Annotated in this window: 16 protein-coding genes, 1 tRNA gene and 1 pseudogene; 11 read left to right on the forward strand and 7 right to left on the reverse strand. The window is 62.1% G+C overall.

From position 1 onward, the window contains the following. Positions 1–46: 46 nt before the first annotated feature. Positions 47–1360 carry an ATP-binding protein gene (locus tag WH303_RS15175; RefSeq protein ID WP_339519511.1) on the reverse strand — a complete coding sequence of 438 codons (1314 nt, stop codon included), beginning with the start codon at positions 1358–1360 and terminating at the stop codon, positions 47–49. 33 nt (positions 1361–1393) lie between these two features. After that, positions 1394–1813, reverse strand: a complete 420-nt coding sequence (locus WH303_RS15180) for an Ohr family peroxiredoxin (RefSeq protein ID WP_021026785.1) — start codon at positions 1811–1813, stop codon at positions 1394–1396. Positions 1814–2059: 246 nt separating this feature from the next. On the opposite strand from WH303_RS15180, the gene WH303_RS15185 reads away from it, so the two are divergent. The 11 genes and pseudogenes from WH303_RS15185 to WH303_RS15235 all read left to right on the forward strand — a co-directional run bounded on the left by WH303_RS15185 (position 2060) and on the right by WH303_RS15235 (position 17848). After that, entirely contained in the window at positions 2060–2374 is a 315-nt protein-coding gene (locus WH303_RS15185) for a type II toxin-antitoxin system RelE/ParE family toxin (protein WP_021026784.1), read from the forward strand. Positions 2375–2377: 3 nt separating this feature from the next. Continuing rightward, positions 2378–2674, forward strand: coding sequence for an addiction module antidote protein (locus WH303_RS15190; RefSeq protein WP_043339850.1), 297 nt, complete (start codon positions 2378–2380; stop codon positions 2672–2674). Positions 2675–2980: 306 nt separating this feature from the next. After that, positions 2981–3481 (forward strand): sigma-70 family RNA polymerase sigma factor, encoded by a 501-nt coding sequence (locus tag WH303_RS15195; protein WP_339519520.1) that lies wholly within the window; start codon positions 2981–2983, stop codon positions 3479–3481. Then, positions 3478–4689: a FecR family protein gene (locus WH303_RS15200; RefSeq protein WP_339519521.1), complete on the forward strand. Its 1212-nt coding sequence runs from the start codon at positions 3478–3480 to the stop codon at positions 4687–4689. The genes WH303_RS15195 and WH303_RS15200 overlap by 4 nt, the downstream gene beginning before the upstream one ends. Positions 4690–4855: 166 nt before the next feature. Continuing rightward, positions 4856–7264: a TonB-dependent siderophore receptor gene (locus WH303_RS15205; RefSeq protein WP_339519524.1), complete on the forward strand. Its 2409-nt coding sequence runs from the start codon at positions 4856–4858 to the stop codon at positions 7262–7264. Between the two features lie 66 nt (positions 7265–7330). Continuing rightward, the gene (locus WH303_RS15210) at positions 7331–9292 is read left to right on the forward strand and encodes an ABC transporter permease (RefSeq protein WP_339519527.1); all 1962 of its coding nucleotides are present in this window, start codon (positions 7331–7333) and stop codon (positions 9290–9292) included. Positions 9293–9915: 623 nt separating this feature from the next. Next, complete coding sequence (locus tag WH303_RS15215) at positions 9916–10332, forward strand: hypothetical protein (RefSeq protein WP_339519529.1); 417 nt, start codon at positions 9916–9918, stop codon at positions 10330–10332. 180 nt (positions 10333–10512) lie between these two features. After that, positions 10513–10716: pseudogene (locus tag WH303_RS15220) on the forward strand (transposase); the annotation flags it as partial. A gap of 131 nt (positions 10717–10847) precedes the next feature. Beyond that, positions 10848–13172 carry a type I restriction-modification system subunit M gene (locus tag WH303_RS15225; RefSeq protein ID WP_339519531.1) on the forward strand — a complete coding sequence of 775 codons (2325 nt, stop codon included), beginning with the start codon at positions 10848–10850 and terminating at the stop codon, positions 13170–13172. Positions 13173–13210: 38 nt separating this feature from the next. Continuing rightward, a complete protein-coding gene (locus tag WH303_RS15230; RefSeq protein WP_339519533.1) occupies positions 13211–14527 on the forward strand; it encodes a restriction endonuclease subunit S in 1317 nt (438 codons plus the stop codon). A gap of 36 nt (positions 14528–14563) precedes the next feature. Further along, positions 14564–17848, forward strand: a complete 3285-nt coding sequence (locus WH303_RS15235) for a type I restriction endonuclease subunit R (RefSeq protein WP_339519535.1) — start codon at positions 14564–14566, stop codon at positions 17846–17848. A gap of 335 nt (positions 17849–18183) precedes the next feature. Here the strand turns inward: WH303_RS15235 and WH303_RS15240 are convergent. From WH303_RS15240 to WH303_RS15260, 5 genes are all read right to left on the reverse strand, one after another. Next, a tRNA-Thr gene (locus tag WH303_RS15240) sits at positions 18184–18259 on the reverse strand. A gap of 53 nt (positions 18260–18312) precedes the next feature. Further along, positions 18313–19320, reverse strand: coding sequence for a class 1 fructose-bisphosphatase (locus WH303_RS15245; RefSeq protein ID WP_260719392.1), 1008 nt, complete (start codon positions 19318–19320; stop codon positions 18313–18315). 38 nt (positions 19321–19358) lie between these two features. After that, positions 19359–20432: a tetratricopeptide repeat protein gene (locus WH303_RS15250; RefSeq protein WP_339519536.1), complete on the reverse strand. Its 1074-nt coding sequence runs from the start codon at positions 20430–20432 to the stop codon at positions 19359–19361. A gap of 11 nt (positions 20433–20443) precedes the next feature. Continuing rightward, on the reverse strand, positions 20444–23182 hold the full coding sequence (gene pepN / locus WH303_RS15255; RefSeq protein WP_339519537.1) for an aminopeptidase N: 2739 nt from the start codon (positions 23180–23182) through the stop codon (positions 20444–20446). Then, entirely contained in the window at positions 23172–23843 is a 672-nt protein-coding gene (locus WH303_RS15260; protein WP_339519538.1) for an HAD family hydrolase, read from the reverse strand. The genes pepN and WH303_RS15260 overlap by 11 nt, the downstream gene beginning before the upstream one ends. Positions 23844–23887 lie beyond the last annotated feature (44 nt).

The following is a 23887-nucleotide window of genomic DNA, read 5'->3' on the forward strand; positions in this document are numbered from 1 at the left end:
GAAGGAGGCGGTAGTGTCAGTGGAGGTCGGTGGGTTTCAGAGGGTTTCAGCTGCTGGCTGGCAGCTGGAGGCTGGCGCGAAGGCCGCCTTCGGGGCGGTTGTGCAGGCGCAGCGTGCCGCCCAGCGACAGTGCCAGCTGGTGGGCAATGGCCAGACCCAGGCCCGAGCCGCCGGTGTCGCGGTTGCGGGAGGCCTCGACCCGGTAAAAGGGCTGCAGCACGGCTGCAAGCTGCTCTTCGGGGATGCCGGGCCCGGCATCGCAGACATCGATGTAGCAATGGCCCGCTTGCAGGCGCAGATGCACATCGGCGCGCTGGCCGTACTTCAGCGCGTTGTCGATCAGGTTGCCCAGAATGCGGCGCAGCGCATGGGGGCGGGTGCCGATGGGCTGGCCCGCAGCGCCGTCGAGCGTGACCGGGCTGCCGGTGTCGGCATAGTCGTTGACGATGCTGCGCAGCAGCGCATCCAGGTCCAGGCGCCGCACTTTCTCGTCGGAGCCTTGCAGGGTCTTGGCGTAGTTGACGCCTTCGTGCACCAGGCTGCGCATGGCCTCCAGGTCCTGGCGAAACTTGTCGGCATCGGGCATGTCGTCCATCAGGTCCACCCGCAGGCGCATGCGCGTGATGGGGGTCTGCAGATCGTGCGAGATGGCCGCGAGGATCTGCATGCGCTCGTTCAGGTAGCCGGCAATGCGCTGCTGCATGGCGTTAAAGGCACGCGCTGCGCGCACCACCTCGGCCGGGCCCGCTTCGGCGACAACGACGGGCTGCAGGTCCGGGCCCAGCTGGTCGGCCGCCGTTGCCAGCCTCTCCAAAGGCCGGGTGACCAGGCGTACCGCCAGCCAGGCCAGGCCCGCCAGCACCAGCAGCTGGCCCGCGAGCAGCCAGGTGACCCAGCCCGACACGGGCATCGGCACGCGGCGCGCGACGATGTACAGCGGCGAGCCATCGCTTAGCCGCAGCTGCATGCGCACAGCATCGGGCCGGTCGCCGAGCTGCCCCATCGCCAGCACCGGAAAGGGCTGCAAGGCATCGGCCACCACCTGCGCAAAGCGGGCCAGCGCCGGGTCGGTGGGGGCGGCGCTGCCAACCGTGCCCTCCAGAGAAAAACTGTAGTTGGGGCGCTCGAGCTTGGGGAACCAGTCCTGGCGCTCGCCCGCCGGCAGCCGGTCGATCAGCGCGACCGAGCTGGCGATATCGCGCTCGACCCCGCTGACCATCAGCCGCATCAGCGCTTGCTCACGCTCATGGCGAATGGCCATATAGGTGAGCAGCTGGGCGACACCCATGCCCAGCACAACCAGCAAGGCGACGCGCGCCAGCAGGGTGGAAGGGACAAGCCGTTGAAAAAATCTGCGCATGGAGGTCAAGCCGGGTGGGGAGCCAAGGGGCGATCAGGCCACGGAAAGATCGACCTGGATATTGCCGCGTGTCGCCTTGGAATATGGGCAGATCTGGTGCGCCGCCTGCACCACGGCCAGCGCCTGGTCATGCGCAACGCCCGGTACCCTGACGTTCAGCCGCGCCGCCAATGCAAAGCCCTCGGCGTTTTGCACCAGGTCCACCTCGGCATCGACCGCCAGCTCTGCCGGCAGCTTGACGCCCAGCGGCTGCGCCGCCCGGGCCATCGCCCCCATAAAGCAGGCCGACCAGCCCGCCGCAAACAGCTGCTCGGGGTTGGTGCCTGTGCCCGCCGTGCCGAATTGGGTCAGGCGAATATCCAGATGCCCGTCATCGCTGCGCGATGCGCCGGAGCGGCCGCCGGTGGTGGTTGTGCGGCCGGTGTAGAGAACCTTGTCTTGTGCTGCGCTCATGGTCAAATCCTTGTGGAGCTGTTGTTTTGTCAAACTGACGGAGCGATTGTTCAAGCCAGCGGCGCTTTGGCAAAGGGGTTTTCTGACCGAATGTAGCGCTGCGAGAGGCAGTGTACAAAACTATACAAAAGTCTTTGTTCGAGCGCATCGCGTCATGCCTTGTGAGCGATGGCATGGTGTCTGGAGTGTGTGCTGCCGCTAATGAAAAAACTGGCGTCGGTGTGAACGAACGATTACAATCCTGAAATGTTCACCGTCAAGCGCACTGTTGAATTCGATGCCTGGCTCCATGGTCTGCGTGACACGATGACGCGTATCCGCTTGGCAAAGCGTTTAGACAAGGTCACACGTGGTTTGATGGGCGACTGTAAATCCGTTGGCGCAGGCGTTTACGAAATGCGAGAAGACTTTGGCCCAGGCTGGCGTATGTACTACGTGCAGCGTGGCGATGTGGTGGTAGTCATGCTGGGCGGTGGTGACAAGTCCAGCCAACAAGCGGATATCGCTGCTGCCCAGGCGCTGGCTGCCACTTTGGAGCCGGAAGAGGGCGAGAAGGAGTAGATGATGGTCAAGATTGCAGACCTGCCCAACTTTGACATGGCAGAGCATTTGAAAACGGATGAAGAGGTGGCCGCCTATTTGACCTTGGTGATGGAGGAAGAAGATCCTTCCGAGCTTGCGCATGCCCTGGGTGTGATTGCGCGCGCGCGTGGCATGGGCGACATAGCAAGTGCCAGCGGCCTGACCCGAGAGGCGCTGTACAAGGCGCTGCGTCCGGGTAGCCATCCGCGCTTTGAAACCATTTGGCGTGTGTGTGCAGCGCTCGGCGTTCGCCTGGTTGCGCAGCCGATCAATCCCTAGGCGCAGACGCGCTGGACACCCGAAGAAACAAGACCCATCCATGCCCGCCTTCCCTGCCAAGCCCAGCGTTGTTGGCTTGTGAACGGGGGCGGATGAAGTGTTCCAATTCTGGCTCTCTGTAAATAAGATGAATTCTCATTTGCATTTATAATGCTCGGCTTACCGTCTCGCTACGCGCTACAGATCCAGCGGCCGCCACATCTTGCTTGCCACTTGACGGGCAATACCAATGCAAGGGATGGGGCTCGATTCGCTGTGGCTGCGCATGCTTATTACAAAGAACTGCTGAACTTCTGCGCTCGCAGCTTGAAGGACCGCGACTCGGCGGCCGATCTGGTGCAGGAGGCCTATGTGCGCCTCTTTGGCGTGCAGCAGTCGGGCACCCAGGTGGCAGATCCGCGCGCGCTGCTGTTCCGCACGGCGCGCAATCTGCTGACGGACGAGTACCGGCGCGAGCAGGTGCGCAGCCACCAAAGCCTGGAAGCGCTGGACGAAGCGCAGCAGCCGCTGGCACCCAGGCATCTGCAACCCGAGGAAGTGCTGGCCTTCAGCCAGTATGCGAGGGCCGTTTACCTGGCGATTGAGAGCCTGCCACCGCGCTGCCGTGAGGCCTTTGTGTTGAACCGCTTCGATGGCCTGTCGCACCAGCAAGTGGCCGAGCACATGGGCATCTCCCGCAATATGGTGGCCCAGCATGTGATCCGTGCGGTCTTGGTCTGCAAGGCCTGTGATGACCGTTTCCATGGCCGTGCCACCGCAGCAGCGCACGCTGGCCATGGCGCCGATACAAAGGTTCAGCGCCCATGAACCAGCCAGAGCTCCACCACCGCCCCAGCGCGCCCAGCCCATCCCTGCCAGCTTCCCACCAGGAGGCGGCGGATGCGCGCGACTATGCCGAGTTCATTGCCGGCCAGGATCCGCTGGAGGTGGAGGCCATCGGCTGGATGGTGCGCCGCCAGGACGGGCTGACTGCCGCAGAAGAGGCGGAATTGCAGGAATGGCTGGAGCGCGACCCCGAACATGCCAAGGCCTTAGAGCAGGCCGAAGGCGTTTGGGGCCGCATGGATGAGCTGCCTGAAGCCGGCGTGGATGCGCTGAAGGCGGGCTTGCCACCCAGCGCTGAAGGCCCAGCAGCCTTGGCGCTGCCACCGATAGCGGACCGTGCCGCTGCGGGCGAGAGTCGCCGCCCATCAGGCGCGCCAAGCTCGCCCGGCCGCCGCGCCTGGTTGGCCAACCTGGGCTGGCTCGTGCCCCAGGCTGGCGTGGCCGCTGTCGCGCTGGGCATGGTGGGCAGCGGCTGGTATGGCTGGAATATCTGGCAGCAGCAGCCGACGTTTACGCAAAGCCTGGCGACGGCCCGTGGCGAGCAGCGGCAGCTGGCGCTGCCCGATGGCAGCACCCTGTGGCTGGACACCGCTACGCAGTTGGAGATCCGCCTGTACCGCCAACGCCGCGAGGTGCGGCTGCTGGAGGGGCAGGCCTTCTTTACCGTGCAGCCCAACAGCGCCCAGCCTTTTGATGTGCTGGCCGGCGCGACCCGTGTCACCGTCGTGGGCACGCGCTTTTCCGTGCGCAACACGCGCAGCGGGCTGGGGGAGGAGGGGCGCGTCAGCGTGGCGGTGGAGCAGGGCCGCGTGCGTGTGGCCAGCCGCCAGAGCGCGCAGGAGCTGGCAGGTGCGGGCGCAGCGGTGGAGCTGGTCGCAGGCCAGTCCGTCAGCACCGATGCCAGCGGCCTGCCCGGGCCGGTGCAGCACGAGGCCGCACCTGCGGCCAACTGGCGCGAAGGCCGGGTCAGCTTAAACGGCAGCACGCTGGCCCAGGCGGTGGCCGAGTTTGAACGCTATGGCGATACCGGTCTGGTCATCCGCGATCCGGCCGTCGGCGCACTCAAGGTGCATGGCAGTTTTGAGCTGCGGCAGCTGGCCGCCTTTGCCCGGGCCTTGCCCCGGGTGCTGCCGGTGCGGCTGGTGCCCAAGGAAGGCAAGACGGAAATCACCGCTGCACGCGGCGGTTGAGGCCATGGTGGAAGCAGCGGAGGGCGGCGCAAATGCAGGGCATGGAAGGGTGGATGGGAAGGGGACAAAAAAATTTAAAAAATTTGTCCTCTGCGACCTCAACACCTCGGCCCCTCATGCGTCAGCACAGCTAGGAACCTAACTTTCTACTGTGGAGATCGCATTCATGCCGCAACCGTGCTTTCAACTCGCGCCCCTCGCTTTAGCCACCGCACTCGCCCTGCCGTTGCTGGCGCTCAGCGCCTTGCCCGCCCATGCCCAGGCCAGCGCCGCCATGCCCATCTCCTTGCCAGCGCAGCCGCTGGGCACGGCCTTGAACGAGCTGGCGCGCCAGGCCCGCTTGCAGCTGATGGTGCATCCTGACCTGGTGGCGGGCAAGCAGGCGCCTGCCGTGGCGGGTAACCTCACGCCCCGGCAAGCGCTGGACCGGGTGCTACTGGGCAGCGGCCTGGTTGCAGAGGTACAGGGTGCCGAAGTGATCGTCAAAAAAGCGCCGACCGCCGATCCCCGGGATGCAGCTACCTTGTCGACGGTGACCGTCACTGCCCAGTCCGATGCCAGTGGCGTGACCGAGGGCACGGGTGCCTACACCACCCACAAGGTACGCACAGCCACCAAGATGGATCTGTCCATCCGCGAGACGCCACAGTCGGTCAGCGTGGTGACGCAGCAGCAGATGCGCGACGCCAATATGCAGTCGCTCGATGATGTGACCGACGCGCTGCCCGGGGTGACCTACAGCAAGCTGGGCACCGAGCGCTCTTACTTCTATTCGCGCGGCTTCCAGATCACCGACCTGCAGATCGACGGCCTGTCCACCAGCATGGCCGAGAGTTTTTCCGCGGATGCCATGTCGCTCAACAATATGGCGATCTATGACCGGGTCGAGGTGGTGCGCGGCGCCAATGGTCTGCTGCAGGGATCGGGCAATCCGTCGGCCGTCATCAACCTGGTGCGCAAGCGGCCTACGCGCGAGTTCCAGATGAGCGCCGAGCTGGGCGCGGGCTCCTGGGCGGACTACCGAGCGCAACTCGATGTGTCCGGCCCGCTCAACGCCGCAGGCAGCGTGCGTGGCCGTGCCGTGGTCTTCGACAACCAGGCCAACAGCTTCAAGCAGGGGGCCGAAGCCGACAACCGCATGCTCTACGCCATCGCAGAGGCCGACCTGGGCAGCGCGACAACGGCCAGCCTGGGCTTTAGCGCCCAGCGCGACAACCACCAGGGCTATGACTGGGGCGGCTTCAACACGCGGGCCGATGGCACCTTTTACGATCTGGACCGCTCGGCCTCGCTGTCCGGCGCGGGCGCGCACCTCAACCGCGACAACTACAGCATCTTTGGCGACATCAAGCACCGCCTGGACAATGGCTGGAGCCTGACGGCCGCGTTCAACACGGTGCGCTCCGACGCCAGCTTTGTCGCCAACTACCCGGCGCGGGTATCGGACACCGGCCAGACCCTGTCCTGGGTGGATGCGGAGTACCAGGACAAGCAAGTCGCCTTTGACCTGCATGCCACCGGCCCCTACACGCTGTTGGGCCGCGAGCACCAGCTGATGCTGAGCCTGAGCCGCCGCCGGGACAATTTTGACTACGACATCTTTGCGGCCCAGGGTTCGCAGACGATTGATATCAGCAGCTTTGACTTCTCGTCGATCCGGGTGCCGGGTTTCAGCAGCACGCCCACCACCTATGCGCTGGAGCGCAATGAGAAGGGCGCCGCCGTGGCCACGCGCCTGCGCGCGATGGATGCGCTGAGCTTCATCATCGGCAGCCGCCTCAGCTGGTCGGACTATGCATCGCGCAGCCCCTACACCAACGCGTCCTTCGACTCCGGCCGGCAGGTGATTCCGTATGCCGGCGCGGTCTATGACCTGAGCGCTGCGCATGCGCTCTACGCCAGCTACACCGACATCTACTCGATCCAGCAGTACTACAGCCCGAATGGCCTGCTGGCGCCGGTCAAGGGCAAGAATTACGAAGTGGGGATGAAGAGCCAGTTCTTCGATGGCCGTCTGCAGACGGCCGTGGCCCTGTTCCAGACCGACCAGCTCAACCTGCCGGTCGCGCTGAACGTGGCCTCGACCTGCGGTTTGACCGGCGCCACCCGTTGCTACACCGAGGGCGCCAAGGTGCGCAACCGGGGCATTGATCTGGAGGTATCGGGCTCGCCCACCCCCGGCTGGAACCTGGCCGCCGGCTTTACCTACAGCGATCCGAAATACGTGGCCGGCCCCAATAACGGCCTGCCCTACAACACCACCTTGCCGCGCAGGATCTTCAAGGTATCGACCGACTACCGCTTGCCCGGCGGAAAGTGGCGCCTGGGTGGCAGTGTGCAGGCGCAAAGCGCCATGTCGTACAGCGGCAGCGGCTATCGCATCCAGCAAGGCGGCTATGCGCTGCTCAACCTGCATGCGGCCTACGAGTTCAACAACCATCTGCGCCTGCAGCTGAACGTGCGCAATGCGCTGGACAAGCACTACTACCAGTCGATCCCTACCAACAACAACTACGGCGGCGTGTTTGTGGGCACGCCGCGCAGTTTTGCGATGACCTTGCGTTATGACTATTGAGCGACTGCCAGAGATTGCGATCCCAGCGGCGGAGGCGGGGCCCGGCACCAGCACCTGGAGGCACCGTTGCCCCCACCGCTGATCGAACTGCGCGGCATCCGCAAACGCTATGGCGGCAGCAGCAGCGGCCGGCCCGAGGTGGAGGTGCTGCATGGCATTGATCTGTCCATCCAGGCGGGCGAGTTTGTCGCCATCGTCGGCCAATCGGGCTCGGGCAAATCCACGCTGATGCACCTGCTCGGTTGCCTGGACCGGCCCAGTGCTGGCAGCTACCGCTTCAATGGCCAGGATGTGGCGGCGCTGGATGCCGACGCGCTGGCCTGGCTGCGGCGTGAGGCCTTTGGCTTTGTGTTCCAGGGCTACCACCTGATTGCGACGGATTCGGCGCAGGAGAATGTGGAGATGCCCGCCATCTATGCCGGCAGCGCAAGGCCCGCGCGGGCATCGCGTGCACAGGCTCTGTTGGGCCGGCTGGGGCTGGCAGACAAGCGGCATCTGCGGCCTAACCAACTATCGGGCGGGCAGCAGCAGCGGGTATCGATTGCGCGGGCCTTGATGAATGGCGGCCGCATCATCCTGGCCGACGAACCCACCGGCGCGCTGGACAGCCAAAGCGGCGCCGAGGTGATGGCCCTGCTGCACGAGCTGGCCGATGCCGGCCACACCATCGTCTTGATCACCCATGACCGCAGGGTAGCGGCGCAGGCCCGCCGCGTGATCGAGATCCGGGACGGCTGCATCGTCAGCGACAGCGACCCGAGCCTTTCCAAAGCGCCATCGCAGGCCGCCTTGCCACCGCCGGATATGGACGAGGCCGCGCTCAAGGCGAGCACCCAACCCATGGCCGACCTGCGCGAAGCGCTGCGCTCGGCCTGGCGCTCCATGCGCATCCACCGCGCACGCACGGCCTTGACCTTGCTGGGCATCGTCATTGGTGTGGCCTCGGTCATCGTGATGCTGGCCGTCGGCATGGGCGCCCGCCAGGAGGTGGTGGCACGCATGGGCGCGATGGGGGCAACGGTGATGTACATCAACAACCGCAAACCGCCGCAAGGCGGGCCCACCGGCGTAACCACCTTGGCGGACCTGGAGGCAGTCGAGCAGCTGCCCGAGGTGGCCCACGCCATGCCGGTGGCGCGCGACCCGGCCACCGTGCGCTACGGCAACGTGGCCTGGCAGGGCGACACCATTGCCGCCACCAGCGCCTGGCCAGCCATCCACAACTGGCCCGTGGCGCAAGGGCGCTTTTTTACCGATGCCGAGGATGCGGAGCTGGCCCCCGTCGTGGTGATTGGCAAGAAGGTGCATGAGCGCTTTTTTGAAGGCCGCAAAGCGCTGGGCGAGCTGCTGCTGATTGGCACCACGCCTTTCCAGGTGGTGGGGGTCATGTCGGAAAAAGGCGCAGGCGATGGCGGCCAGAGCCAGGATGACCTGGTCGTCGTTCCCTACCGCTCGGGCATCCTGCGCATCTTCCCCAACGGCAAAAGTTTTGACCCGCACTACACCGTTATCCAGGCCCGCGATTCCCAAAGCGTGCTGCCCGCGCAAGCGGCCATTGAGAACCTGCTGCGCCTGCGCCACGGCCGCGAAGACTTCTACGTGGCCAACGCCGCCGCCCGCCTGCAGGCTGCAGCCCAGGCCAAGGATTCCATGACCACCATGCTCAGCCTGATCGCCGCCGTCTCGCTGCTGGTTGGCGGCATCGGCGTGATGAACGTGATGCTGATGGCCGTCAAAGAGCGCACGCGGGAGATCGGCATCCGTATGGCCACTGGCGCCCGCCAGTGGGATATTCAGCGCCAGTTCATGACCGAGGCGGTGCTGATAACCATGGTGGGCGGGACCGTGGGTGTGTTGCTTGGGGTGTTGATTGGCGCAGTGCTGGTCTTTTTGGGGGGCGCTGTTGTGCTTTCTGTTAGTGCGATGTTGCTGGCCTTTGGCTGCGCGGTGGTGACCGGCTTGGTGTTTGGCTGGATGCCGGCGCGGCAGGCGGCGCGGTTGGAGCCGGTGGTGGCGTTGGGTGGTTAGGGGAGGGTGTTGGCTTTTACGGCAGCTGTCGCAGTTACCGACCGTGAAGGCACCCGACCCAGCCAGGCCACTACCGCTTCAATGACTCGGGCCGAGTGGCTCGGGCAGGGAGAAGAAGGAAGGGAAGGGAAGGGAAGGGAAGGGAAGGGAAGGGAAGGGAAGGGGTTCAATAAAGCGCCGCACCTAAACACTCCCATTCCTGCCGTGCTACAGTTACGCCGCTGCGCCCGTAAAGCGCAGCCGGGATTGGCGTCCCGTTGAATCTCCACGACGCAAGCCGTGGTCTCATTTCGCAGAGTCTGCGGCTCTCTTGTCTGTGCCCCGGTTTATGGTGGCTCGGATGGGGGAGCGAAAGCTCCGCCGGTTCTCGCAGGAGGTTCCCGGTACGCCAACCTGTTCGAGCCACCGCCTTCTATTGGCGTGGGAGGTGGTGGTTTTAGCAAACCGAACCACCTGGAGTCCACCATGGCTCAGTCTTCCCTCGTGCGCATCTCTGCGCCCACTTCCTGCCTGGGCGAAAGCGCCCTTATCCAACTCCATCCCGACGCGCACAACGCGCTGAACATGGCTGTACAGGCGCTGCCTCTACTCCGCAACCTGTCCCGGAGTCAGGAGGCGTCATCATGAACAGCAAGCCCCAAGCTGCCCGTGCGGCAGCAAAAGCCGGCTCATCCTTGGATTCCAGCTCGGATGCCTCCGGCCTGGATAGCGCTTACGCCGATGTCATCCGGGCCATCGCGGGCCATGGTGACCAGCCTTTAGACATTCACGATATTTGCAGGCACCGCAGGGCTGGCGGCTTTACGGAAGACCTGGCGCTGACGGAGCGCGAAGCCCAGGCGATCAACACGCGCTTGTATGGCTTGAGTGCTATATCGGCTCTGCTGATGGGGGCAGACGATGGTGGGGCGTTCAGGCTGAGCAAGTGGCTGCAAGGCGGTCTGCACAGTGCTTTGTATGCGCTGACGGAGGATGCGCAGGCGGTGCTGCATCGGGCGAATGAGAGAGCTGCCGAGGGGCAGAAAGGTAGCGCAAGGTGACCTGGCCGTCGTTCCCGAGCGCTTGGGCATCTTGCGCATCTTCCCCATGGCAATGGTTTTGACACGCTGGGTGGGACCGTGGGCGTGGTCATGGGGGTGTTGATTGGCGCGATGGTGACGGGGTAGATGTTTGGGTAGACGCAGGCTCGGCAGGCGGCTCGGTTGGAGCCGGGGTGATTCAAACCGCACATCGGCACTGATGCACAAACGCTGCAGGTACGGGCGGTCTTCGTCACTTCCAGCAATTTCAGCGATGCTGCCGTTATGCCTGAGTTGCTCGCACAGGTTCCAGTCCAAAAACCGCTGCTGACCGTCACGGAAGATCGGGGCTATGAAACCCAGCCCGTGCATGCGACCGTGATGCAGCGCAATGCCACGCCCTTGCGCACCGTAATGGGGCCATCGCTGCATGTTTTTGTAGGTCAGCGCCTGTGCATCGGTTCGGAAATTCACCCCTAAGCCCGTGCAATACTACGCCCTCGTAGGGTTGAAACCCAAGCCCTCGTTCGTAATACATGACCCAAGAAACCAATAACCTTGCCGCCGACCTGTGGGCGCTTGCCGATTTGCTGCGCGGCGACTTCAAGCAGAGCCAATATGGCCGCGTCATCCTGCCTTTTGCGCTGCTGCGCCGTCTGGAATGTGTACTGCAGGGCAGCAAGCCCGCCGTGCTGACCGAAGCCGCCAAGGTCGAAAAAATGGCCATTGCCGAAGAGGCCAGAGAAAAGCTGCTCCGGCGCGCCACCGGCGGTTTGTCTTTCTTCAATACCTCGCCCATGGACCTCAGCACCTTGGGCGAGTCGGGCATCAAGGCCAATCTGGAGCGCTACATCCAGTGCTTTTCCAAAAACGCCCGCGAGATTTTTGACCACTTCAAGTTCGCCGAATTCATCGGCCTTTTGAACGACGCCAATCTGCTCTACAAAGTGGTGCAAAAAGTCCGCACCATGGACCTGCATCCCAATGCCGTGTCCAACTACGAAATGGGCCTGGTGTTTGAAGAGCTGATCCGCAAGTTTGCTGAAAGCTCCAACGACACTGCGGGTGAACACTTCACCCCGCGCGATATCGTGCGCCTCACCACCTCGCTGGTGTTCATGGAAGACGACGAAGCCCTCACCAAGCCCGGCATCATTCGCACCATTTACGACCCCACGGCGGGTACAGGAGGCTTTCTTTCGGCAGGCATGGAATATGTGCATGAGCTGAACCCACAGGCCGTGATGCGCGCCTTTGGCCAGGAGCTCAACCCTGAGAGCTACGCCATCTGCAAGGCTGACATGCTTATCAAGGGGCAGGATGTGAGCAACATCAAGCTCGGTAACACGCTCTCTAACGACCACCTCTACGCCAGCAAGTTTGACTACATGCTCTCCAACCCACCCTTTGGCGTGGATTGGAAAAAAATCGAAGGCGACATTACCGACGAACACACCCTCAAAGGCTTTGATGGCCGCTTTGGCCCCGGCCTGCCGCGGGTGTCCGATGGGTCGCTGCTGTTTTTGCTGCACCTCATCAGCAAACTGCGTGATGTCAAGGACGGTGGCTCACGCATCGGCATCATCCTCAACGGCTCGCCGCTGTTTACTGGCAGCGCAGGTTCGGGAGAATCGGAAATCCGGCGTCATATTCTGGAAAGCGACCTGCTCGAAGCCATCGTTGCCCTGCCGACCGACATGTTCTACAACACCGGCATTGCCACCTATGTGTGGGTGCTGTCGAACAAAAAGCCCGCCGAGCGCAAAGGTAAGGTGCAGCTCATCAATGGCACCGACCTCTGCGGCAAGATGCGCAAATCGCTGGGCAGCAAGCGCAATGTGATGGACGAGGCCGACATTGCCACCATCACCCGTTGCTTTGGCAACTTTGAGGAGGTAGAAGCGCAGGCGCTCAACAAACCGGCGGAAGCCAAAAGCAACCGGGGCCGCCAGGCCGCCAACCCCAAGCCCGAAGTTGTCAAAACTTTCGCGAGCAAAATTTTCGCGACCCACGAGTTTGGCTACCGCCGTATCACCATTGAGCGGCCCCTGCGCCTGTCGTGGCAGTTCATTGATGAACGCATTGCCAGCCTGCGCTTCGAGTCTGGCGCGCTGAATGCGGCCATGCAGTGGGTCTACGCCGAGTATGGCCAGCCCTACTGGCAAGACGCTGCCGACTGTGACCTCTACGGCCAGCTGGACGACTACACCGACGAGATACGCGCCCACCTCAAGCGCGACTTTGCCAGCCTTAAGGAAAAGCAGATCAAAGACCTGCTCGACGCCCGCACCTGGCTGGCACAAAAGGCCGTGCTGCTCAAGGCACGCGCCCTGCAAAGCGCAACCGGCAGCGCCCAGCACGACGACTTCAATGCCTACGACGAAGCCATCAAGGGCGCCAGCAAAAAGGCAGGCATTACGCTGGACGCGAAGGAGAAAAAGCAGATCGCCGATGCCGTGAGCTGGAAGAACCCCGGCGCCGAAAAGGTGATCAAGAAAGTTCACAAAGGCAAGGCCAATCCACTCTATGGTTTGTTCGAGGTGAGGAAAGAAGTCATCGAATACCAGGCCGACGGCGAGCTGCGCGACTTTGAAAACGTAACCCTGGACCCCAGCCGCACGGTAAGCGCCAGCGTGGAGGCCTACTTCATCGCCGAAGTGCAGCCCCACTTGCCCGATGCGTGGATAGACGCCAGCAAGCGCGACGCCAAAGATGGCGAGATTGGCATCGTCGGCTACGAAATTCCCTTCAACCGCCACTTCTACCAGTACCAGCCGCCACGACCACTGGAAGCCATTGATGCCGATCTGGATGCCGTAAGTGCCGAGATCATGGCGCTGCTGCGTGAGGTGCATTCGTGAGTCGGTATCAGACTTATCCGGAGTACAAAAAATCCGGTATGGAATGGCTAGAGGCCATTCCTGTCCATTGGTCGCTTAGCAAGCTTCGGTATGCCTTTAGCTTTGGTAAAGGGCTTAGCATTACTAAAGAAAACCTTGTCGATGAGGGCATTCCTTGCGTGAACTATGGCGAGCTTCATTCAAAGTTTGGATTTGAGGTTGATCCATCAGGGCACCAATTGCGATGTGTTGAGCATAGCTATCTGAAAACTTCGCCAAGTGCCCTGCTTAGAAAAGGCGATTTTGTTTTTGCCGACACATCAGAGGACATTGAAGGTTCAGGAAACTTCACTCAGCTCATAAGCGATATTCCTACGTTTGCGGGTTATCACACGATTATTGTTCGGCCAGAATGCATCGATAACGCTCGCTTTTTCGCTTACCTGTTCGACTCTATAGAGTTTCGGACGAGAATTCGTCACGCGGTAAAAGGCGTAAAGGTGTTCAGCATCACCCAAGCAATTTTGCGGGATGCCGACGTTTGGTTGCCATCTGGCGCTGAGCAAGAGAAAATCGCCGCCTTCCTCGACCACGAAACGACGAAGATTGATGCCTTGATCGAGAAGCAGCAGCGGCTGATTGAGTTGCTCAAGGAAAAGCGCCAAGCCCTCATCAGCCACGCCGTCACCAAAGGCCTCGACCCCAACGCTCCGATGAAAGACTCCGGCGTGGAGTGGCTAGGAGAAGTGCCTGCGCATTGGGTTGTTGCACGGTATAAGTTCTGCACGACTAGAGTGATTGTCGGCATCGCTGAGGCTGCCACTCATGCATATGCTGAGTCTGGCGTACCCATAATACGGTCAACTGATATCCGAGAAGACGGCTTGAATCAAGACGGGATGCTTTTTATCAAGAAGGACTTTGCGGAACAAAATACCTCGAAGTACTTATACAAAAACGATGTGGTCACTGTTCGAACAGGATATCCAGGCACAAGTGCGGTTGTGCCAGAGGGCCTTGATCAATCCCACTGCTTTACAAATTTAGTTGCGACCCCCCGGGCTGAACACCATTCTCAGTTTCTTGTAGAGTATTTGAATTCTTACATCGGGAAAAAGTATTTCGAGTTGCATGCTTGGGGAAGTGCCCAGAAAAACATTAGCGTCCCTATTTTGCAAGATTTTCCAATTGCCTTCCCTGAGAGAGAAGAAGAAGAAAAAATTGTTCAGTACGTATCTTTGCAGAAGCAAGAATTTTCAAAATTGATTGCTTTAGCTGAGAGCTCCATTGGACTAATGCAAGAACGCCGCACAGCCCTGATCTCCGCCGCTGTCACCGGCAAAATCGACGTGCGCAACTGGCAAGCCGCCGCCTGACTGCCTTCACCCACCCAGCTAAAACTCAACTCGACCATGAGCGACCAAGCAACCGAACGCATTTTTCAAGACGACATCATTCGCCAGCTGGTGGCGAATGGCTGGTTGCTTGGCTCGCCTGACAAGTACCACCGCGAACTGGCCTTGTACCCCGAGGATGCGCTGGGTTTTGTGCAGGAGACGCAAGACGCGCAGTGGCAAAGGTTTTGCGCCAACCACCCCAAGGATGCGGAGCAGAAGTTTTTGCAGCTTGTGGCTACGCAACTGGGCAAGGCCGACCCCAATGCCACGCACAAAGACAGCCGCACCTTTGGCACGCTGGGGGTATTGCGCCACGAGCTGCGCGACCGCAATGCGCGCCTGTCGCTGTGCCAGTTCAAGCCCGAGCACGACCTGAACCCCGACACGCTGGCCCGCTACGCCAAAAACCGTCTGCGCGTGGTTCCGGAGCTGGTGTACAGCCCGTGGTGTACCGATGCCTGTTTCGCGGAGACAGGGGCCAAGGCCAAGGCATGGCGCATTGACCTGGTGCTGTTTGTCAATGGCGTGCCCGTGGCTACGCTGGAGCTGAAAAGCGAGTTCAAGCAGGCGGTGGACCGGGCAGTTCGGCAGTACAAAACCACACGCCTGCCCGTGGACCCGGTGGCCAAGAAGCCGGAGCCGCTGCTGACCTTCAAGCGCGGGGCGCTGGTGCACTTTGCGGTGAGCCAGTACGAGGTGCATATGGCCACCAAGCTGGAGGGGGAGGGTACGTACTTTTTGCCCTTTAACAAAGGCACGGCAGACGGCGGCGCGGGCAACGATGTGCCGCAAGACATCCACCGCTATGCCACCGATTACCTGTGGAACGAGGTGCTGCTGCCGGACAACCTGCTCAACATCCTGGCCCGCTTTGTGCACCTGCAGATTGAGGACAAGGAAGACTGGGAAGGCCGCAAGTACAAGAAGGAAAGCCTGATCTTCCCGCGCTACCACCAATGGGACGTGGTCGGCAAGCTGCTGGCGGCGGCGCGCACCGAGGGGCCGGGGCAGAAGTACTTGATTCAGCACAGCGCGGGCTCGGGCAAGTCCAACTCCATTGCCTGGGTGGCGCACCAGCTCTCGGCGCTGTACAAGCATGACGGCAAAAAGCAGTTTGATTCGGTGATTGTGGTGACGGATCGCACGGTGCTCGATGCGCAGTTGCAAGACACGATCTACCAGTTTGAGCACACTGATGGCGTGGTGGGGCGCATCAACAACAAAGAGGGCGATGGTTCCAAGTCTGAAAAGCTGGCCGCCGCCCTGGAGTCTGCCCAGCCCATCATCATCGTCACCATCCAGACTTTTCCGTTTGTGTTGAAGGCGATTGAAAACAGCGTGAGCCTGAAGGAGCGCTGCTACGCCATCATTGCGGACGAGGCGCATTCGTCGCAAAGCGGCTCCACGGCGCGGCAGCTCAAAGAGGTGCTGATGAAGGAAGCCGGTGAAGCGGGGGATGAGACTGCGGAACTGGATAGCGACGACATCATTGCCGCCACGGTGGCATCGCGCCGCGCATCGGGCAACCTGAGCTACTTTGCTTTTACCGCCACGCCCAAGGCCAAGACGCTGGAGCTGTTTGGCCGCGTGCCACGCCCGGACGAGGTGCCTTCCGCCACCAACAAGCCAGCGGCGTTCCACGTGTACAGCATGCGGCAGGCGATTGAGGAGGGCTTCATCCTCGACGTGTTGAAGAACTACACCAACTACAAGGTGGCTTACAAGCTGGCCTTAAAGGTGCAGGACGCCGATGCAGAGGTGGAAAGCAAGCGCGCCAAGGTGAAGCTGAACCAATGGGTGCGCCTGCATGACCACAACATTGCCCAGAAGGTGATGGTGATCGTGGAGCACTTCAAAGACAACGTGATGGGCTTGCTGGGCGGGCAGGCCAAGGCCATGGTGGTGACCAGCTCGCGCAAGGAGGCGGTGCGCTACAAGCAGTGTTTCGATAAGTACATATCGGAGAAGGGCTACCAGAAGATACACGCCATGGTGGCGTTTTCGGGGGAGGTGGAGTTCACCGACAAAGACCCGGCTGCGGCGGGCCAGATCGGCGAGAAGTTCACCGAGACGAATATGAACCCGAACCTCAAGGGCCGCGACATGCGCAAGGCTTTCGATTCGGACGACTACCAGGTGATGATCGTCGCCAACAAGTTCCAGACGGGGTTTGACCAGCCCAAGCTGTGCGCCATGTATGTGGACAAGAAGCTGGTCGGGGTGGAGTGCGTGCAGACGCTGTCGCGCCTGAACCGCACCTATCCGAACAAGGCCGAGACGGGCACCTATGTGTTGGACTTCTTCAATGAGTCGGATGAGATTCTGGAGGCGTTTCAGCCGTACTACCAGACGGCGGAGCTGCTGGATGTGTCGGACCCGAACCTGATCTTTGCGCTGCAGGACAAGCTGCGGGCAGGGGGCATTTTTACGTGGCAAGAAGTGGAGCAGTTCTGCACGGGGTTTTATGTGAAGAACAAGAGCAACGCGGCCATTGCCAACATCTGCAAGCCGGCGGTGCAGCGCTGGCAGCTGCGCTACAAGTCGGCGGTGGAGGCCTTCAAGATTGCCAAGGACATGTTTGAACGCACCCAGAAGACAGGCGATGCCGTGCTGATTGCCAACGCCGAGAAAAGCCTGAAGGAATGCCAGAAGGAAAAGGACGCGCTGGAAATCTTCAAGAAAGACCTGGGCACCTTTGTGCGGTTTTACGAGTTCATGTCGCAGATCGTGGATTACGACGATACCGACCTAGAAAAGCTGAGCCTGTACGCGCGCAGCCTGCGGCCCATGCTGCGCGAAACCTTGCTGGAAGAAGACGGCATCGACCTTGGCAACGTGGTGCTCAGCCATTACCGCGTGGCCAAGATCCGCCAGCAGGATCTGGTGCTGAAAGAAAACAGCGCTGAGTACAAGCTGGTGCCCGGCGAAGGCTTGGGCACGGCCAAGCCAAAAGACAAGACGGAAGAGCTTCTGTCGCAGATCATCAACCGCCTGAACGAGGTGTTTGTGACCGACAAGCTCACCGACAAGGACATGGTGAACTACGCCTATACGATCCGCGACAAGGTAGGTGAGAACATCAAGGTGATGAAGCAGATCGAGAACAATTCGCCCGAACAGGCCATGCTTGGTGACTTCTCCAAGGCGATAGACGATGCCATCATGGACAGCAGTGAAGCCCATCAGAACCAGATGATGCAGTTGCTGGCCGATCCGAGCAAGGCAGCCAACTTTGCGCGAATAGTGTTTGATCTACTGGTGCAGGGTAATCCCCCCAATAGCCACCGTTACGAGAAGTAGATCGGTTACGCGGGAGGTCTAATCGCTGATTAAGGGTAGTGCGCAAGGCTATGTGGGGGCGGTCATGATGTGTTTTCACCTTGCCTGTAGCAGAGTCCTGGCGTCCGGCCGCGTGAATCGCAACCAGTCGGCTTAGGCTCATGTCTGAGGAATGAACTTCTTCGGGCGAGGTTTGCGCATCGTTTCAGACCCTGACGCAGCTGGCTGTCGCCACATCCATGTAGGTGTGCTCACCAGCAGTAGGAGTAGCCTTCGCAAAACTGCCTTCAGATCGCCTACAGCCTGAGAAAAAGAAAAAGCCCGCTATCTAAAAGATAGCGGGCTTTTTACTGACTTGGTGCCGGAGAGATGAATCGAACACCCGACCTTCTCATTACGAATGAGCTGCTCTACCGACTGAGCTACACCGGCGTTAGAGAGAAATTATAGCGTGAAATTTTGGCTCTCAGACCAAATTGCGGAATTTATGCTTCCGTGTGGTAGCGGGTGATGCGCTCGACCTCGTTCTTCGAGCCCAGGACCACGCTGACGCGCTCGTGCAGCTTGGTGGGTTGGATGTCGAGGATGCGTTCGCGGCCGTTGGTGGCGGCGCCGCCGGCTTGCTCTACCAGCCAGCTCATGGGGTTGGCTTCGTACATCAGGCGCAGCTTGCCGGGCTTGTTGGGTTCGCGCTTGTCCCAGGGGTACATGAAGACGCCGCCACGGGTGAGGATGCGGTGCACGTCGGCCACCATCGAGGCGATCCAGCGCATGTTGAAGTCCTTGTTGCGGGGGCCTTCCACGCCAGCCAGGCATTCGTCTACATAGCGCTTCACAGGGGCATCCCAGTGGCGCATGTTGCTCATGTTGATCGCGAATTCCTTGGTGTCTTCAGGGATGCGCACATTCTCCTGGGTCAGCACAAAGCTGCCTTGCTCGCGGTCCAGGGTGAACATGGCCACGCCGTCACCAAAGGTCAGCACCAGGGTGGTTTGTGGGCCGTAGACGCAGTAGCCGGCGGCCACTTGCTGGGCGCCTGCCTGCAGAAAGTCGTCTTCCGTCACGCCAGGGTGGCCTTCGGGCTTTTTGAGCACGCTGAAAATGGTGCCGATGGACACGTTCACATCGATGTTGGACGAGCCGTCGAGCGGGTCGAACATCAGCAGGTATTCGCCTTGGGGGTAGCGGTTGGGCACCAGGTAGATGCTGTCCATCTCTTCGGAGGCCATGGCGGCCAGGTGGCCGCCCCATTCATTGGCTTCGATCAGCACTTCGTTGGCGATGATGTCCAGCTTCTTCTGCACTTCGCCTTGCACGTTCTCGCTGCCGGCGGTGCCCAGCACATCGCCCAGCGCGCCTTTGTTGACGCTGTGGCTGATGCGCTTGCAGGCGCGGGCCACCACTTCGATCAGCAGGCGCAGCTGGGCGGGGATGAGGCCGTCGACGCGTTGCTGCTCGACAAGGTAGCGGCTGAGGGTGATGTTTTTCTTCATGGGTGGAACTCCTTCAAACTGGGTCAATCTGGGTGGGCTCAGCGCTTGGGCTGGCGCGCTGGCTGTGGGGCCGGCTGTTGCGGCGGGGGCGCTGCTTCGCGGCCGTTCAGCTCGTCGCGCAGCTGCTCGGCGCGGGCCAGTTGGTCGCTGTGCCCCTGGGTGCGGGCATATTGCGCATAGGCGCTGAGCCACTGCCGCGCCTGCTGCGGCTGATTCTGCTCATGGGCCAGCACCATCAGCTGGAAATAGCTGTCGTACACGGTGTCATGGTCGCCCGCGCTGATGGCGATCTGCAGGCGCTCTTGCAGGTAGTTGCGGGCGGCGTCCACCTGGCCGAGCATGTAGCTGTTCTGCGCCAGGTTGGCCAGCAGGCCGCGCAGGCGCGGCGTCTCGCCCAGCGCTAGCAGGCGCTCGCGCGCCACGGGCAGCAGCTGCTGGTTGGCCTGCAGGGCCTGGCGGTACTGGCCTTGCTCGTGCAGCACATAGCCCAGGTCTTCGTACACGCCCAGTATCTGCAGCTGGGTGGGGTAGTCGGCCGCCTGCGGGATGGGGGTGTTGTTGTCCCAGCGCATCTGCGCGGGCAGCCTGGCAATCTCTTGCAGCGGGTAGCGGGTGATAAGCGTTTGCGCCTGTTTGAGCGCGGCCTCATAACGCCCGCCTTCGGCCAGCCAGCGGATGCTGGCAATGCTCAGCTCCAGATGCTGGTAGGCCCATTGCGGATCGCTGGGCTTGGGCATGGCCACCAAGGCCTTTTGTGCCACCTGACCGGCCTCGGCAGGCATGGCGCGGCGGCTGAAGATGGTGGCCTGCGTGTAGTAGAGGCGGAAAAAATCCAGCGCCGGCGCCTTGGTGCGCTTGAGTATCGGCTCAAGCGCCTGCAGGTCCGCGCTCATCGCGCTGCCGCTGAAACGGCTGCCTTCGCTGAACACAGCGGCATAGAGCGGCGCAAAGCGCTTTTCAAAATTGTTGCTGGGCGTGATCGCCAGGCCTTCGGGCGCGGTAGTGGCCACCGCCCCGGAGTTGCGGCCGGTTTGTGCGCTGGCCAGCAGGGGCATGGCGGCAGCCAAGCTGGCCAAGGCGGCAATGCCCTGGGCCAGCAGCTGTTGGCGCATGCCCTGGCGCATCAGTCCGCCATGGCGCGCGTGATCACTTCGCGCACATCGTTGCTGAGCTTGGGCTTGGCGGCGACCTTGGCAATCGCATCGCCCGCCGCGCTGCGGTAGGGCTCGGGCAGCTTCTTCCAGCGGTCCAGCGCGCGGGCCAGGCGGGCAGCGACTTGCGGGTTGAAGGCGTCCAGCGCCACCACCTGTTCGGCCCAGAAGGCGTAGCCAGCACCATCGGCGCGGTGGAAGCCACCGGGGTTGCCGTTGCAGTAGCTGAAGATCACGCTGCGGGCGCGGTTGGGGTTCTTGATGTTGAAGTCGGGCTGCTTCATCAGCGCGCGCACGGCGGGCAGGGCGCTGCCGTTGATATCGGGTGCGCTCGCTTGCAGCGCAAACCACTTGTCCAGCACCAGCTCGTCGTTCTTGAACATCTGGTGGAAGCTCTGGATGGCCGCATCGGCCAGCGGGCTGCCGCTCACCACGAGCGCGCTCAGGGCGTTGTAGCGGTCGGTCATATTGCCCGCATCCTTGTAGCGCTGCAGGGTCTTGCCAGGCCAGACCTTGTCGCCCGATTCACGGGCGGCCACGCAGAGCATCAGGAGCGCATGGCCGGCCAGTGCGCGCTTGCCGGCGCTCACCGCATCGGGCACATAGGCGCCGGTGTGGCTGCATTCGTCGTAAGCCCAGGCCCAGTCGGCGGCCAGTTCGGTGGCCAGCTGCTGGCGCATGGCTTCGCGCACGGCGTGCACGGTTTGCGGGTCAACCTGGTCGAGCTGTTCGCTGATATAACCTTCGGACGGCAAGGTCAGCGCCAGGTCCTTGAAGGCGGCGTCGAGCTGCGGATCGCGCAGCACCTCGCGCATCGCTTGCACAAACGAGGCGGGCAGCAGATTGGCTTGTGGTGCAGCGGCATCGGCACCGGCGGCGCTGCGTGCGGCAATGGCTTGCAGCGCAAAGCGCAGGCCCAGGCGTTGGCCCGCTTCCCAGCGGTTGAAGGCGTCTTCGTCGTGGGCCAGCAGGTGCAGGAGGGCGTCGTCGCTCTCTTCGATCTGCAGCACCACGGGCGCGCTGAAGTTGCGCAGCAGCGATGGGGCAGGGGCTTGCTCGACACCGTCGAAGACAATGGTGTGCGATTCCTCGGTCAGCACCACGGTGTGGTTGGTGGCGCTGTGGGCGATGCTGCTGAGCGCCTGGCTGGGGCGAATGTGGAGCGGCAGGCTGCGGCCATCGGCTGCCAGCAGGCCCAGGGTGACGGGGATCACAAAGGGCTCTTTGCCTGGCTGGCCCGGGGTGGGCGGGCAGGATTGGGTCAGGGTCAGGGTGTAGGTCTGCGCTTCTGCGTCGTACACACCTTGCGCGGCGACGCGGGGCGTGCCGGACTGGCTGTACCAGCGCTTGAACTGCGGCAGGTGCTGGGCCAGCGGCGAGCCGGGGTTGGCATCGGCAATGGCCTGGGCAAAGTCGTCGCAGGTCACGGCCTGGCCGTCATGGCGCTCAAAGTAGAGCTTCATGCCCTTGGCAAAGCCGTCGCGGCCCACCAGGGTGGACTGCATGCGCACCACTTCCGAGCCTTTTTCGTAAATGGTGACGGTGTAGAAGTTGTTGATTTCGAGGTAGCTGTCCGGGCGCACGGGGTGGGCCATGGGGCCGGCGTCTTCGGGGAACTGCACGGTGCGCAGCACGCGCACGTCGTCGATGCGCTTGACGGCGCGGGCCGAGGCGCTGCCGGCCATGTCCATGCTGAACTCCTGGTCGCGGAAGACGGTCAGGCCCTCCTTGAGCGAGAGCTGGAACCAGTCGCGGCAGGTGACGCGGTCACCCGTCCAGTTGTGGAAGTACTCGTGGCCCACCACCGACTCGATATTGGCGTAGTCGGCATCGGTCGCGGTGGCCTGGCTGGCCAGCACGTACTTGGTGTTGAAGATGTTGAGGCCCTTGTTCTCCATCGCGCCCATGTTGAAGTCGCTGGTGGCGACGATCATGAAGCGGTCGAGGTCCAGGCTCAGGCCAAAGCGGGCTTCGTCCCAGGCGATGGAGGCCATCAGCGAGTTCATCGCATGCTCGGTCTTCTCCAGGTCGCCCGGGCGCACAAAGACCTGCAGCAGGTGCTCGTTGCCCGCGCGGCTTTTGATCTTCTGCTCGCGGGCGACCAGGTTGCCGGCCACCAGTGCGAACAGGTAGCAGGGCTTTTTGTGCGGATCGACCCACTTGGCAAAGTGGCGGCCTTCGTTGCCAGGCCCTTGCAAGTCGCCTTGCTCGACCAGGTTGCCGTTGGACAGCAGCACCGGGAACTGGGCCTTGTTGGCGCGCAGGGTCACGGTGTACATGGCCATCACATCGGGACGGTCCAGGAAATAGGTGATGCGGCGAAAGCCTTCGGCCTCGCACTGCGTGAAGAACGAGCCATTGCTGGTGTACAGGCCCATCAGCTTGGTGTTCTTCTCGGGCATGCAGGTGGTGAAGATCTCCAGGTCGACCGGGTCGCTGCCTTCGGGCAGGTTCTCCAGCACCAGGTCCGAGCCGTCCATCTTGAACGAGGAGGCGGCGCCATTGACCATCACGCGGGCCAGGTTCAGCTCGTCGCCATTGAGGTGCAGCGGCTGGGCTGGCACATCGGGGTTGCGGCGCACGCGCATCTTGTTGAGCACGCGCGTCTTGGCCGGGTCCAGATCGAATGTCAGGTCGACCGTATCAATCCACCATGCCGGGGCCTGGTAGTCGGCGCGGTACACGGTGTGTGCTTGTCCTTCACGCATCATGGAGCTTCTCCAAAAATTGGTTGTTGAGCAGGGTCGAAAAATCGGGCGCCCATGCCAGAACATGGGGGCCGCTGAGTTGCTGGGCATCGTGCGTGGTGCCAATGCCCACCGCACGCATGCCGGCGCGCCGCGCCGCTTCAATGCCGTGCGGCGCATCTTCAAACACGATGCAGGCGGCCGGGTCTATCGCTAGGCGCTCGGCCGCCTTCAGAAAAATATCGGGGTGGGGCTTGCCGGGCAGGCCCTCGTCGCCACGCGCAATCGCCTGGGCCGGGGGCTGCATCTGCAGGTTGTCCAGCACAAAGCGTACATTGTCCTGGTCGCCCGCAGTGCCAATGGCCACTTTGAGGCCCATGTCTCGCGCCTGGGCATGAAAGCGGTCAAAGCCATCGACCGCGCAGAAATGGGCGGCAAACAGCTCGCGGTAAATGCCTTCTTTTTCTGCGGTGATGCGCTCGCTCTCTTCGGCGCTCACCGTGCGGCCCATCAGCGCGCAGGCGCATTCAAAGGCGTTCTTGCCGGTGGTCTGCGCCATGAAGGCAGGCACATCCAGATCCAAGGCGTGGCGGCGTGCGTACTCCACCCAGGCCTGGGTGTGCCAGGGCATGGAGTGAACCATGGTGCCGTCCATGTCAAAAATCAGCGCTTCGATCGCAGGCATTGGGCTTGTCTTCAGGTCCGTATTGGCTGGGAGGCCCAGCCAAT

It is taken from the genome of Comamonas sp. MYb69 (assembly GCF_037479315.1).
Taxonomy (GTDB): Bacteria; Pseudomonadota; Gammaproteobacteria; order Burkholderiales; family Burkholderiaceae_C; genus Comamonas.